12 protein-coding genes are annotated in these 12,938 nt (G+C 74.3%); 8 read left to right on the forward strand and 4 right to left on the reverse strand.

From position 1 onward, the window contains the following. Nucleotides 1-199 precede the first annotated feature (199 nt). The 7 genes from FB554_RS08040 (at nt 200) to ppgK (ending at nt 7,582) form a co-directional block, all read left to right on the forward strand. Nucleotides 200-1,201, forward strand: coding sequence for a glycosyltransferase family protein (locus FB554_RS08040; protein WP_142005479.1), 1,002 nt, complete (start codon nt 200-202; stop codon nt 1,199-1,201). Further along, nucleotides 1,198-2,427: a glycosyltransferase gene (locus FB554_RS08045; protein WP_142005480.1), complete on the forward strand. Its 1,230-nt coding sequence runs from the start codon at nt 1,198-1,200 to the stop codon at nt 2,425-2,427. Before FB554_RS08040 ends, FB554_RS08045 begins: the two co-directional genes overlap by 4 nt. Continuing rightward, nucleotides 2,421-3,488, forward strand: a complete 1,068-nt coding sequence (locus FB554_RS08050; RefSeq protein ID WP_142005481.1) for an acyl-CoA dehydrogenase family protein — start codon at nt 2,421-2,423, stop codon at nt 3,486-3,488. Before FB554_RS08045 ends, FB554_RS08050 begins: the two co-directional genes overlap by 7 nt. Then, entirely contained in the window at nt 3,485-4,804 is a 1,320-nt protein-coding gene (locus FB554_RS08055; RefSeq protein ID WP_142005482.1) for a PIG-L family deacetylase, read from the forward strand. Before FB554_RS08050 ends, FB554_RS08055 begins: the two co-directional genes overlap by 4 nt. After that, nucleotides 4,801-5,682: a glycosyltransferase family 2 protein gene (locus FB554_RS17865; protein ID WP_211344556.1), complete on the forward strand. Its 882-nt coding sequence runs from the start codon at nt 4,801-4,803 to the stop codon at nt 5,680-5,682. The genes FB554_RS08055 and FB554_RS17865 overlap by 4 nt, the downstream gene beginning before the upstream one ends. Nucleotides 5,683-5,865: 183 nt before the next feature. Then, a complete protein-coding gene (map, locus tag FB554_RS08070) occupies nt 5,866-6,726 on the forward strand; it encodes a type I methionyl aminopeptidase (RefSeq protein ID WP_142005484.1) in 861 nt (286 codons plus the stop codon). 40 nt (nt 6,727-6,766) lie between these two features. Continuing rightward, entirely contained in the window at nt 6,767-7,582 is an 816-nt protein-coding gene (ppgK, locus tag FB554_RS08075; protein ID WP_142005485.1) for a polyphosphate--glucose phosphotransferase, read from the forward strand. A gap of 7 nt (nt 7,583-7,589) precedes the next feature. On the opposite strand, the gene FB554_RS08080 is transcribed toward ppgK, so the two are convergent. Together FB554_RS08080 and FB554_RS08085 are read right to left on the reverse strand one after the other, a co-directional pair. Next, complete coding sequence (locus FB554_RS08080; protein WP_142005486.1) at nt 7,590-8,732, reverse strand: lipid II:glycine glycyltransferase FemX; 1,143 nt, start codon at nt 8,730-8,732, stop codon at nt 7,590-7,592. 20 nt (nt 8,733-8,752) lie between these two features. After that, nucleotides 8,753-9,409, reverse strand: coding sequence for an MBL fold metallo-hydrolase (locus tag FB554_RS08085; protein WP_142005487.1), 657 nt, complete (start codon nt 9,407-9,409; stop codon nt 8,753-8,755). Nucleotides 9,410-9,543: 134 nt separating this feature from the next. On the opposite strand from FB554_RS08085, the gene FB554_RS08090 reads away from it, so the two are divergent. After that, a complete protein-coding gene (locus tag FB554_RS08090; protein ID WP_142005488.1) occupies nt 9,544-11,007 on the forward strand; it encodes a GuaB1 family IMP dehydrogenase-related protein in 1,464 nt (487 codons plus the stop codon). A gap of 18 nt (nt 11,008-11,025) precedes the next feature. Here FB554_RS08090 and FB554_RS08095 read toward each other — a convergent pair whose 3' ends face one another. Together FB554_RS08095 and FB554_RS08100 are read right to left on the reverse strand one after the other, a co-directional pair. Further along, complete coding sequence (locus FB554_RS08095; RefSeq protein ID WP_142005489.1) at nt 11,026-12,207, reverse strand: class I SAM-dependent methyltransferase; 1,182 nt, start codon at nt 12,205-12,207, stop codon at nt 11,026-11,028. Nucleotides 12,208-12,292: 85 nt separating this feature from the next. Continuing rightward, nucleotides 12,293-12,778, reverse strand: coding sequence for a hypothetical protein (locus FB554_RS08100; RefSeq protein WP_142005490.1), 486 nt, complete (start codon nt 12,776-12,778; stop codon nt 12,293-12,295). Between the last annotated feature and the right edge of the window lie 160 nt (nt 12,779-12,938).

Raw genomic sequence — 12,938 nt, forward strand, 5'->3', positions numbered from 1 at the left:
CAACGGACGACGCGTGATCGCCATCTGATCTTCGACTCCTTCGTCTCCTCCGCCGGCGCACACCCACGCACCGGCCCACCTCGGTCAACGTACGGTCGCGGGGGCCCCCCTCCCCACACCCCCCCGGAGGTTTCTGGGGGGCCCGAAAGCACCCGTGCGGGGGTAGTGACGTCGCCCCGTCTCTCCTAGCGTCGCAGGTATGGCGCAGACACCGACGTATGTCGTCGTGGGCCCGCAGGAGCACGGCGTCACGCGCCACGCGCTGGCCCTGGCCGGCGCGGGCGACGCGGTCGTGCGCCGCCTGCCCGCCCACCCGACGGTGGACGCGCTGCTCGCTGCCGCCGACGGGGCCGGCGCGGTGCACCTGCACCTGACCGACCACCTGCTCGCGGGCTCGCCCGCCGCCGCGGCCGACCTCGTCGAGGCCCTCGCCGACCGGTGCCGCACCACGCTGACCCTGCACGACGTCCCCCAGCCCGCGGAGGGCGCCGAGCGGTACGCCCGCCGGGCGCGGGCATACGGGCGGATGCGGCGGGCCGCCGCCGTCTGCGTCGTCGCCAGCGAGCACGAGCGCGAGGCGCTGGAGCGCTGCGGGGACAGCGACACCCCGATCGAGGTCGTGCCGCTGCCGGTCGAGCGCAGCGTGCACCGGCCCGCCGGGGCGAGCGCCGAAACCCCTTTTGCCGTGGCGGTTCTCGGGTTCGTCTATCCCGGCAAGGGCCACCTCGACGTGCTCGCGGCGATGCGTGACCTGCCGGCCGAGGTCGGGCTCGACGTGCTGGGCGCGCCCTCCCCCGGCCACGACGGGCTGCTGGACGAGCTGGCCGCCGGGGCCGCCGAGCAGGGGCGCCGGCTGCGGGTCACCGGTTATGTCGACGACGCCGACCTCGCGGGCGAGCTGACCCGCCCCGTGGTGCCCGTCCTGGCCCACCGGCACGCGTCGGCGTCGGGCAGCGCCGCCACCTGGATCGGGCACGGCCGGCGGCCGGTGGCGCTCGACGGCGGCTACGCCCGCGAGCTCGCCGCGCGGTACCCCTGGGCGGTGACCGTCGTCGACGACCTCGCCGCGGGGATGGCCGCCGCGCTGAGCGGCGAGGTGAGCACCTGGATCGACCCGGGCGACGGGCGTACGGCCGTCGTCGACACCGCCGAGGCGGCGCGCCTGGAGGCGCTGGCCGTCGGCGAACGGGCGCTGGCATGACCGGTCCCCGCGTGAGCGTCGTCGTCCCGCACTACGACGACCCCCAGCGCCTGCGGTGGGTGCTGCAGGCCCTGGAGCAGCAGCGCGGCGCACCTCCGATCGACGTGGTGGTCGCCGACGACGGCTCGCCCGAGCCGCCCGCGCTGCCCGACGTGCGCCTGCCGGTGCGCCTGGTGCGCCAGGACCGCCAGGGGTTCCGCGCCGCCGCCGCCCGCAACCTCGGGGCGGCGAACGCCTGCGGCGACCCGCTGATCTTCCTCGACGGCGACACGCTGCCCGCGCCCGGATTCGTGCGGGCGATGGTCGAGGCGATCGCCCGGCACGAGCGCGGGCACGGCGTGCTGGCCGTGGGGCGGCGTCGGCACGTGCGCCTCGAGGGGCTGGGCGACGCGCAGATCCTGCACCACCTGGTGCGCGAGCAGGTCCCGGCCGACCGTGACCTCGGCAGCCCCGCCTGGCTCACCGGGGGCTACGCCCGCACCCGCAACCTGACCGCGGCCGGTCCCGAGGACTTCCGGCTGGTGATCAGCGCGGTGCTGGCCACCACCCGGGGACTGTTCGAGCGGATCGGCGGGTTCGACGCGTCGATGGTGGGGTACGGCGGCGAGGACTGGGACCTGGCGTTCCGCGCGTGGGTGGCCGGCGCCGACCTGGTGCACGCCCCCGACGCGGTCGCCTGGCACGACGGGCCCGACCTGGCCGGTCGCGGCTTCGACATCCGCGACCGCAAGAACCTGGAGTCCCTCGCGCTCGCCGACCGGATCCCGCTGCGCTCGGCCCGCCCGCCGGGCGTGCACCACCCGGTGCCGCGGGTGCTGGTGACGCTGCGGCTCGGGCGCAGCGGAGCCGCCGCCGCGCTGACCTGCGTCGGGGAGCTGCTGCGCGGCGACGACGTCGGCGTCTGGCTCCTCGACCGCGACGAGGTGCCCGGCCCGCTCCGCCACGACCCGCGCGTGCACGCGGGCTCCCCGCCACCGGCGGCGCTGGCCCGATCGCCCCGACGGGTCGACCTGCGGCAGCCGCTGCTGCTCGGGCGCACCGTGGACCAGCTGACCGACCTGGAGGTGCCGAACCTGTTGTCCGCCAGGGACGCTCGCGATCTTGCCCGAGGAGTCACCCTGCCTCCCACTCCCCTGCCCGACGGCATGAGCGTGCTGCACGACGAGCCGTTCCTGGAGCGTCGCTGGGCCGTGGCGGAGGCCGAACGAGGAGCCGTGCCGTGCTGACCGACACCACCACCGACGGGGCCCTGCTCGACCCGTCCGACGACCTCGTCGGCAGGGTCACCCGCTGGGCCGGGGAGGTTACCGAGCTCGACGACCCGGTGGGCGCGACCCTCGGCCAGCTGCCGGGGCTCGGCCGGGAGGCCCCACGACCGGGCTCGGGCGACACCCTGCGGCTGTTCGACCTGCTCTCGCGGGTGGCGGCGGTCGACCTGGTCGTCGCGCGCACGGTCGAGCCGCACCTGGACGCGCTGTCGATCCTCGACCAGGCCCCCGAACCCCCGAACCTCGACGCCATCGGTGTCGGGCCGAGCGCGACCTGGGGCGTCTTCGCGGCCGAGGGCCCGGGCGTGCGCGTCACCGCGACCCGGCGCGGCGACGGCTGGACCGTCAGCGGGCACAAGCCGTGGAGCTCCCTCGGTCGCCGGCTCACCCACGCGCTGGTCACCGCCTGGACCGGCGAGCGCACCCGCCGGTTGTTCGCCGTGCCGCTGCGCCACGAGGGCGTCGCGGTCGAGTCGAGCGACCGGTGGATCGCGCGCGGCATGGCCCTGATCCCCTCGGTCGGCATCGACCTGACCGACGTTCCGGCCGTCCCCGTCGGCGAGGACGGGTGGTATCTCACGCGGCCCGGCTTCTGGTGGGGCGCGGTCGGGGTGGCGGCGTGCTGGTACGGCGGGGCCACCGCGGTCGCCGAGCTGCTGCACCCGCGCCCCGGCCGGGAGCCCGACCAGGTGGCCCTGATGCACCTCGGAGAGGCCGACACCGCGCTGTTCGCGGCGCGCACCGCCCTGCAGCACGCCGCGGCGCAGATCGACGCGAGCGGCCAGGGCGCCGCCGGCCGGTCCACCGAGCTGCTCGCCCGGCGGGTGCGCGGCCTGGTCCGCCAGGTCGGCGACGACGTGCTAGCCCGCACCTCCCGCGCGACCGGGCCCGGGCCGCTGGTCTCCCAGGAGCGGCACGCCCGCCGGGTCGCCGACCTGCACCTCTACCTGCGCCAGGAGCACGCCGAGCGGGACGCGGCCGCACTCGGTCAGGCGCTGCAGCAGGACGGTGCGTCATGAGCTTCCACCACGCGATGCGCGGCACGCCGGAGGCCGACTGGCTGACGGCGCTCGAGGACCGTCCGCCACCCGCGTTCGAGCTGCAGCCGGGCACCCGGCTGCTCGTGGTCGTCGCGGCCCACCCCGACGACGAGACGCTCGGCGCGGGCGGGCTGATCGCGCACGCCCACGGCCGCGGCATCCCGGTCGAGGTGCTGGTGCTGTCCGACGGCGAGGCCTCGCACCCCGACTCCCCCACCCGCACCCCCGAGGAGCTCGCCGAGATCCGCCGGCGCGAGGTGGCGCACGCCGTGCACGCCCTCGCCCCCGACGTACGTCCTCGGCAGCCGGGCCTGCCCGACGGGCGCCTCGCCGAGCACGTCGACAGCGCGACCTCGCTGCTGCGCGAGATCGTCGGCGACGTCGGCGTGGGTGCCGTGCTGGCGGCCCCCTGGGAGGGCGACCGTCACCCCGACCACGAGGCGGCGGCGCAGGCGGCCGAGCGGGTCGCGCGCGAGACCGGGGCGCTGCTGCTGGAGTACCCCGTCTGGGCGTGGCACTGGGGCCGGCCGCAGGACCTGCCGTGGGACCGGCTGGTCGCCCTGCCGCTGACGGAGGCCGACCACGCGGCCAAGCGCACCGCGCTCGCCCGGCACCGCAGCCAGGTCGAGCCGCTGTCGGACGAACCCGGCGACGAGTTGCTGCTGAGCGCCGACATGCTGGGCCACTTCGACCGCGGCACAGAGGTTTTCGTCGATCCGGCGGGAGACGCCACCCGGCCCGTGCTGGAGCGGCTGCACCGCCGCTCGGCCGACCCGTGGGCGGTCGGCGCGAGCGCCTACGAGCACGACAAGCGCGCGGCGACGCTGGACGCGCTGCCCGCCGGGCGCACCTTCGAGCACGTGCTCGACGCGGGGTGCTCGATCGGCGCGCTGACCGCCGAGCTGGCCGCCCGCGCGCACCGGGTCACCGCCCTGGACCTGAGCGAGACCGCCGTGGCTGCCGCGCAGCGGCGCCTGGCGGGGCTGGCCCACGTGGACGTACGCACCGCGCGGCTCCCGCAGGACTGGCCCGACGGGCGGTTCGACCTGGTGGTCGTCTCGGAGATCGCCTACTTCCTGTCGCCGGAGGAGCTCGACGGGCTCGCCGACCAGGCCCGCGCGGCGCTGGCGCCCGGCGGACTCGTGCTGGTGTGCAGCTGGCGGCACGAGGTCGACGGCTGGCCCTGGCCCGACGGTCAGGCGGCGCACGCGCACCTGGTGGCGGCGCTCGGGCTGGAGCCGACCCTGGAGCGCGCCGAGCGCGACTACCGACTCACGGTCCTGGAGGAACGATGATCGAGCGACCCGTCATGGGTGTGGTGGTGCCGGCGCGCGACGAGGAGGCGCTGCTGCCCGAGTGCCTGGAGCACCTGCAGGTCGCCGTCGACGAGCTGCACCGGCGCACGCGCTGGCGCGCCCGCGCGGTGGTCGTGCTCGACTCGTGCACCGACGGCAGCGCCGGCGCCGTGGCCGCGGCGGCCGGCGTGGAGGCGTTGACGATCAGCGCCGGCAACGTCGGGCTCGCGCGGGCGGCCGGCGCCGACCACCTGCTGCGCACGGGCGTCGCGGTGTCGTGGCTCGCGTGCACCGACGCCGACTCGCGGGTGCCGCGCAGCTGGCTGTGCGACCAGGTCGAGGCGCACTCGCTCGGCATCGAGCTCGTGATGGGCAGCGTGCTGCCCGACGCGCGCTCGCTCACGCCGGCGCAGCTGGCCGCGTGGCTCGCGCGGCACGACCTGGGTGACGGCCACGAGCACGTGTTCGGGGCCAACCTCGGGATCAGCGCCCGCGCCTACGCCCACGTCGGCGGTTTCGCCCCGCTGCCGCTGCACGAGGACGTCGACCTGGTGCGGCGGGTGCGCGCGGCCGGCTTCGTCTGGCACGCGCGCGGCGGCGACCCGGTGATCACCAGTGCCCGCCGGGTCGGCCGGGCCGCCGGCGGCTTCGCGACCGACCTGCGGCTGCGCCTCGCCGAGCCGGTGCCGACGGACCGACCGGCGGCGCTGGGGGCCGATGCGCCGCCGGTGCCTGCTCCGGCGGGTGGGCCTCAGCCGTTGTCGGTGGTGCCGTCGGCGGAGCCGCCCTCCTCCCAGGCGCGGTCCTCCTCGTCCCAGGCCTCGGTGCGCCTGCGCGCGAGCTCCAGGGCCGACTCGGCCTCCTCGCGGGTCTCGTAGGGACCCATCAGCTCGCCCTTGGGCTCGGTCTGACCGTCCTGCTCGACCTGACCGGTCGAGACGTTGTACCAGTACGCCATCGTCGGCTCCTCCTGTGCGCGTCGTGCTGCGTGCGCTCACGCACGCCCTCTTTCGCCCACTCTATGGGTGGCCGGTGACAGCGCCCCTCATACACTCGGGCGCATGTCCCAGACCACGGCTGTGCGTCCCGGCCGCGTCGCACCGCGACGCCCTGTGCCCTCGGCCATCGCCCGCCCGGAGTACGTCGACCGCACCTCTCCCGCCCCGTGGACCGGGCCGGAGGTCAAGGACGCCGGCACCATCGAGCGGATGCGCGTCGCGGGGCGCATCGCCGCCCAGGCGCTGCAGGCCGCGGGCGCGGCCGTCTCGCCGGGCGTCACCACCGACGAGCTGGACCGGGTCGGCCACGAGTTCCTGCTCGACCACGGCGCCTACCCCTCGACCCTGGGCTACCGCGGGTTCCCCAAGTCGCTGTGCACCTCGGTCAACGAGGTCATCTGCCACGGCATCCCCGACGACCGCCCGCTGCAGGACGGAGACATCGTCAAGATCGACATCACCGCCTTCGTCGACGGCGTGCACGGCGACAACTGCGCCACCTTCCTCGTCGGTGAGGTCGCCCCCGAGGTGCGCGACCTGGTCACCCGCACCGAGGAGGCGATGCACCGCGGCATCAAGGCCGCCCTCCCCGGCCGCGAGGTCAACGTCATCGGGCGGGTCATCGAGCGCTACGCCCGCCGGTTCGGCTACGGCGTGGTGCGCGACTACACCGGCCACGGCATCGGCGAGACGTTCCACTCCGGCCTGGTCATCCCGCACTACGACGCCGCCCCGGCGCACGCCGACGTCATCGAGCCGGGCATGACCTTCACCGTCGAGCCGATGCTCGACCTCGGCACCCCCGACTGGATCATGTGGGACGACGAGTGGACCGTTGTCACCGCCGACGGCAGCTGGTCGGCACAGTTCGAGAACACCATCCTGATCACCGAGTCGGGCCCTGAGATCCTCACCCGGCCGTAGACGTACATCACCCGCAAGACCTGGAGCACGAGGAGAATCCATGGCCAAGGCCAAGCAGTACCCGCTCGGGATCGACATCGGCGGCTCGGGCATCAAGGGTGCGCCGGTCGACCTCGACAAGGGCGAGTTCGCGAAGGACCGGCTGCGCGTGCCGACGCCGGAGAAGTCCACGCCGGAGGCCGTCGCCGACTGCGTGGTGCAGATCGTCGAGCACTTCTCCGCCGAGATCGGTGACGAGGCCGTGGGCATCACGATCCCCGGCGTGGTCACCCACGGCGTCGTGCGCACCGCCGCCAACATCGACAAGTCGTGGACCGACTTCCCGATCGAGGAGGAGCTGGAGAAGCGCCTCGGCCGCAACATCACCGTGCTCAACGACGCCGACGCGGCTGGGCTCGGCGAGTGGCACTACGGCGCGGCGAAGAAGTGGACCGAGGGGCTCGTCGTCATGACGACGCTCGGCACCGGGATCGGCAGCGCGCTGCTGAACAACGGTGTGCTCGTGCCGAACTCGGAGTTCGGCCACCTCGAGATCGACGGGTTCGACGCCGAGAGCAAGGCCTCGTCGCGGGCACGCACCGAGGAGGGGCTGACGTATCCGCAGTGGGCCGAGCGGCTGCAGCGCTACTACACCGTCGTCGAGAACCTCGTGTGGCCCGACCTGTTCGTCGTGGGCGGCGGGGTGTCCAAGGACGCCGACGAGTACCTCCCGCTGCTCGACCTGCGCACGCCGATCGTGCCGGCGAAGCTGAAGAACGCCGCGGGCATCGTCGGCGCGGCCCGCACCGCGCACGACCGGGCGGGCATGGCCAGCCGCACCGACAAGGGCGCCAAGAAGGGCGGCAAGAAGAAGTAGCCCCGGGCTACTGCTTCGCGCGCACCGCCCGGTCCCGCTCGCGCAGCTCGCGCACCGCGCCCCGGGGGTCGCGCGCGGCCTTCTTGACCGCGGGGAGCCCGCGCTTGAGCCCGGAGCGCACCAGCGGCAGGGCCGTGGCGAACGCGGGGTACAGCGGCGACAGCGGCTTCTCCCAGGTGCCGACGAGCAGGTCCTCGTGCTTGGCGAACTGGCGCTTGAAGTCGGAGATGCCGTCGTTGAGCAGCCCGTTGAAGTCGTACCGCTCGACGCCCTGGGCCTTGACGTGCTTCATGGCGTGGAACTTCAGGCCGTAGTTGAGCCGCAGCTTCATGCCGCGCGGGTTGACCCCGCCGTAGAGCTCGAAGGCGGTCTCGGCCGACACGACCAGCCACACGAACGCGACGACCTCGTCACCCTCCCAGGCCGCGAGCAGCTGCGACCGCTCGCCCATCAGGTCGCGGATGCCGCGGTGGTAGTCGTCGCTGTGCACCGCGAAGTCGGCGCGGCGGGCGGTCTCCCGGTTGATCGCGAGCACCTGCTCCAGGTCGGCGTCGGTGGTGACCTCGCCGAACCGGACGTTCTCCGCGCGGAACGACTTGCGCACGTTCTGCCGGGTCGAGGACGACAGCTCCTTGAGGATCGTGTCCTCGTCGCGGGTCAGGTCGACCACGAGCGTGCGCGGGATGAGGCCGGTGCTGGCGGAGCGGCGGAAGCCGGCCGCCTCGACCTGGGCGAGCCAGCCGGTCACCGGCTTGGCGAGCTCGGCCTCGGCGATGTCGTCGGCCTCGCCCTTGGGCATCGGCGAGAACGGCTCGGGCCAGTCGGGCTCGACGGTCAGCGCCACCGGCCCGTGCTCGCGGCGCACGTGGTCGGCGAGGGCGGACAGCACGGCGGCGCGGTCACCCTCGGCGGCCTGCGGCCCGCGCGGGACGTACGCCAGCGACCGGAACGGCGGCGGCAGTCGCCGCAGCAGGACCTGGGCCGAGCCGACCACCCGGTCGCCGTCGCGCACGACGTAGCGGTGGGCGGTCCACTCGTAGCGAGCCTTCAGCTCGCCCCAGCCCCACAGCTGCAGGGGGTGGCCGCCGGCGTCGTCGACGATGGCGTCCCACTCGGTGCGGTCGAGGACGGGTTCGACGGCAAGGCTCATGGCCGAAAGGCTATCGACCCTCAGCCGGACAGCTCGCGGGGCTGGCGGTCGGCGCCGTCCAGCACCTCGACGCCGCCCTCGAGGCCGAAGTCGCCGAGGTGCTGGAGGTACATCGCGCGGCCCTGCTCGGCCAGCAGCGCGTCGTGGATCGGGACGATCGCGCGGGTGGGCTCGATCCGGCGGACGAAGTCGAGCGTCTCGCGGATCGCGCACCAGGGCGCGTTGACCGGCACGCCGAGGTAGTCGACCCGGCCCGGGTCGGCGTCGAGCGCGTCGCCGGGGTGGAACAGGCGTACGCCGTCGGCCTCGAGCAGCAGACCGACGTTGGGCACGCGGGGCACCCACTGGTGGTTGACGGCGTGCAGCTCGCCGACCGGGGTGACCTCGAGGTCGCCGACCGTGAACGGCTCCCCGGGCACGGTCACGGTCGCCTCGATGCCGTCGGCCTGCAGCTGCTCGGCGGAGCCGGGGTCGGTGCGCAGCCGCGCGTCGGGGTTGGCGTCGAGCAGCGCCCGGATGCGCTCGCGGTCGAGGTGGTCGGCGTGCTGGTGGGTGACGAGCACGGCGTCCAGGCCGGTGACGTCGTCGAAGTCGGAGAAGCTGCCCGGGTCGATCAGCACCGACGTGCCGCCGGTCTCGACGAGCAGGCAGGCGTGCCCCAGATGCGTGAACCTCATGCCTGCAACGTAGGCCAGCCAAGCACGCCGACCAATCCAACCCAGGCCACTCAAGGCTGTGTCGACGATGCCGGGTGGCCGGAGCGTGCGACGGTCACCCGGAGGAGGAGACGCAGCAGAACTAGAATTCGCCCGTGAGATTTCTGAAGGACGAGCTGCCGCCGTACGACCTGACCTACAACGACGTGTTCATGGTCCCGTCGCGCTCGTCGGTGACGAGCCGGATGGACGTCGACCTGTCCACGCCCGACGGCATCGGCACCACGATCCCGCTCGTCGTCGCCAACATGACCGCGATCTCGGGTCGCCGGATGGCCGAGACGGTCGCCCGGCGCGGCGGCATGGCGATCCTGCCGCAGGACATCCCGGTGCACGCGGTGCAGGAGACGATCGACTACGTCAAGGGCCGCCACCCGGTGTTCGAGACGCCCGTGACGATCGGCCCCGACGCCCCGGTCTCGCAGGTGCTGGCGCTGATCGGCAAGCGCGCCCACCGGCTCGTGGTGGTCGTGGACGACCAGCGCCGCCCGCTCGGCGTGGTCACCGAGAAGGCCTGCCAGGACGTCGACCGGTTCGCGACCGTCGCCGACGTGATGAGCACCGACCTCGTCACGGTCGATGCGTCGGCCGACCCGAGCGAGACCTTCGACCGGCTCGCCCACCAGCACATCGCGCTCGCGCCGGTCACCCAGGACGGGCGCCTCGTCGGCGTGCTGACCCGCAAGGGGATCCTGCGCTCGGCGATCTACTCCCCCGCGCTCGACGCCCGGGGCCGGCTGCGGCTCGGCGTCGCGATCGGCATCAACGGCGACGTGCAGGCCAAGGCCGAGACGATGCTGTCGGCCGGCGCCGACGTGCTCGTGGTCGACACCGCGCACGGCCACCAGGACAAGATGCTCGACGCGCTGAAGCTGGTGCGTCAGGCGCGCGACATCCACGCCGACGAGCACGGCGTGCCCGTGCCGATCGCCGCCGGCAACGTCGTCTCGGCCGACGGCGTGCGCGACCTGCTGTCCGGCGGCGCCGACATCGTCAAGGTCGGTGTGGGTCCGGGGGCCATGTGCACCACGCGGATGATGACCGGCGTCGGCCGGCCGCAGTTCTCCGCTGTGCTGGAGTGCGCGGCCGCCGCGGTCGACGAGGGCGCCCAGGTGTGGGCCGACGGCGGCGTGAAGTACCCGCGCGACGTCGCCCTGGCGCTCGCCGCGGGTGCGGGCAACGTGATGATCGGCTCGTGGTTCGCCGGCACCTGGGAGAGCCCGGGCGACCTGGCCCGCGACCCCGAGGGCCGGATGTTCAAGGAGTCCTTCGGCATGGCCTCCGCGCGGGCGGTGCGCCAGCGCACCCAGGCGCAGAGTGCGTACGACCGGGCCCGCTCGGCGCTGTTCGAGGAGGGCATCTCCTCGTCGCGGATGTATCTGGACCCGGAGCGGCCGGGCGTGGAGGACCTGATCGACTCGATCGTCGCGGGCGTGCGCTCCAGCTTCACCTATGCCGGCGCGCGCAGCATCGCGGAGTTCCGCGAGCGCGCCCTCGTCGGCGTGCAGAGTGCCAGTGGCTACGACGAGGGGCGCCCGCGGGAGACGTCCTGGAGCTGAGCGCTCGGGGCTAGCCGCTCAGGCGGAGGCCGCGGCGCCGTCCGTGGCGTTCCCGGCGCCTGCCCGGTCCGCCCGCACGAAGCGGTAGGCCTGGTAGTCCTCCATCGCCGCCTCGTAGTGGTCGGTGATCGCCTCGACCATCGGGGTCGTCGACACGTGGACCATGCCGCGGTCGGTGAACTCCTTGACGATGTCGTGGGGGTACTGCCGGTGGCTGAGCCGGTTCTCCGGCTCGATCGCGAGGATGTTCGGGGCGACCCGGACCATCGCGTCGAACACCGGGGCGGCCTCGACCGGGTGCAGGTGCTCGATGACGGCCATCGTGTAGATCAGGTCGAACGAGTCGTCCTCGAACCCGGGCAGGATGTCGCCGGCCGGGCCGATGTGCACCTCACGCCCCTCCAGCTGGGGGTACTTCTCGCGCAGCATCTTCACGGCGTGCGGGCTGATCTCGATGCCGGCGACCTCGGGGTAGCCGTTGTCGTGCAGGTAGGCGATGTTGCGGCCCACGTTGCAGCCGACCTCGAGGATCTTGCTGTCGCCGTCGAGGTCCTTGATCAGCCGGTGCAGCGCGCGGCTGCGGTGGACCGGGCCGAGGTAGGCCTGCGGGGTGTTGCCGTGCGGCAGCGGCTGGCGCCAGAAGTCGTGCAGCGTCGACTGCGCCTCCATGCGGCGCAGCACCGAGATCGTCTCCTTCTCGGCGCCCTCGACGGGGTGCTCGGAGCGACCGGTGAAGCCGGCCTGCTCGAGCAGGCTGGTGCTGACGGTGACCTGCTCCTGCGGCTGGACGAGCACGACGGTGCTCGCGACCCGGGCGACGTGCCCGAGCAGCTCGCGGTCGAAGTCGGCGTCGGGCCCGCGGGTGGCCACGACCACGCGGAACTGGTCGTCGCCGAACGTGGCCAGCGCGGACGCGTCGGTGGTGGTCGTGATGGTGGAGAACCCGCGGGTGCGCAGCTCGGAGGCCACCCGCTCGACCTCGTCACCGAGCACGAGGATGCTGCTGGTCTTGGGCAGCGTGAAGTCGAACTCGGCGGTGATCGCCTTGGCGATCGGGTCTGCGGGCGGGGGCGGGGGCGGGCTCGACGTGGCGGGGGCGGCTCCGACGCCGACCTTGCGGGCGCGCAGGGTGTCGCGCACGGCCCGCGCCCCGGGGACCCGTCGAGCGACCTTCTTGAGGGTGTTCTTGGGTTCGGCCATCGCGCCAGTCAAGCATGCGGCCCTGTCCCGCGCTGAGGGCGCACTGGACTCGGGCTGAGTCCGCGCTCCTTCGGGGCCGCTGGTCTCAGGTGGTGGGCCGCACGGGGATGCTCGCGCTGGGCGCCCCGATGCGCTGGAACGTCACCGAGACCCGGTCGCCGTCGACCGAGACGACGCGCGCCTCGTAGCTCACCCGCTCCCCGTCGACCGTCGCCGAGCACCCGGAGTCGGCACCGACGTACCGCGGGATCGGGGTGCACCGCAGCGTGTCGGCCCGGCTGCCCGGGGCCGTCTTGCGCAGGTGCGCCTCCAGCTGCCGCGCGACCTGCGAGCCCGGCGCAGTCCCGGCCCGGCGGGGCGGCGTGGACGCGGACCCGGTGGGGTCGCCGGGGTCGCCGGTCGCGCTGCGCTGGCTGGGGTCGCTGGTCTCGGACGGCTTGGTCGGCGAGGGCGACGTGCTGGACGGGGCCGGCGCGGACGTACTCCCGCCCGGCTCGCCTCCCCCGCCCCCGTTGCCGCACCCGGTCACGGTGAGCGCGACCAGCGCGCCCAGTGCTGCCGCCCTGCGCATGGCTCTCGCCCCTTCCGTCGCTGGTCCGACCGTACGCCGCCCGCCCGGGAGAACCCTGCGCGGCGACTCTTCGTTGGGGCGCCTGGTGCACCAGTCCCAGGTGGTGCACGACCTGCCCCAACGAAGAGGGGCCACGCGGAGTCCCCGGCATCGCATCCCG

The sequence above is a fragment of the Barrientosiimonas humi genome (assembly GCF_006716095.1).
Classification (GTDB): Bacteria; Actinomycetota; Actinomycetes; order Actinomycetales; family Dermatophilaceae; genus Barrientosiimonas; species Barrientosiimonas humi.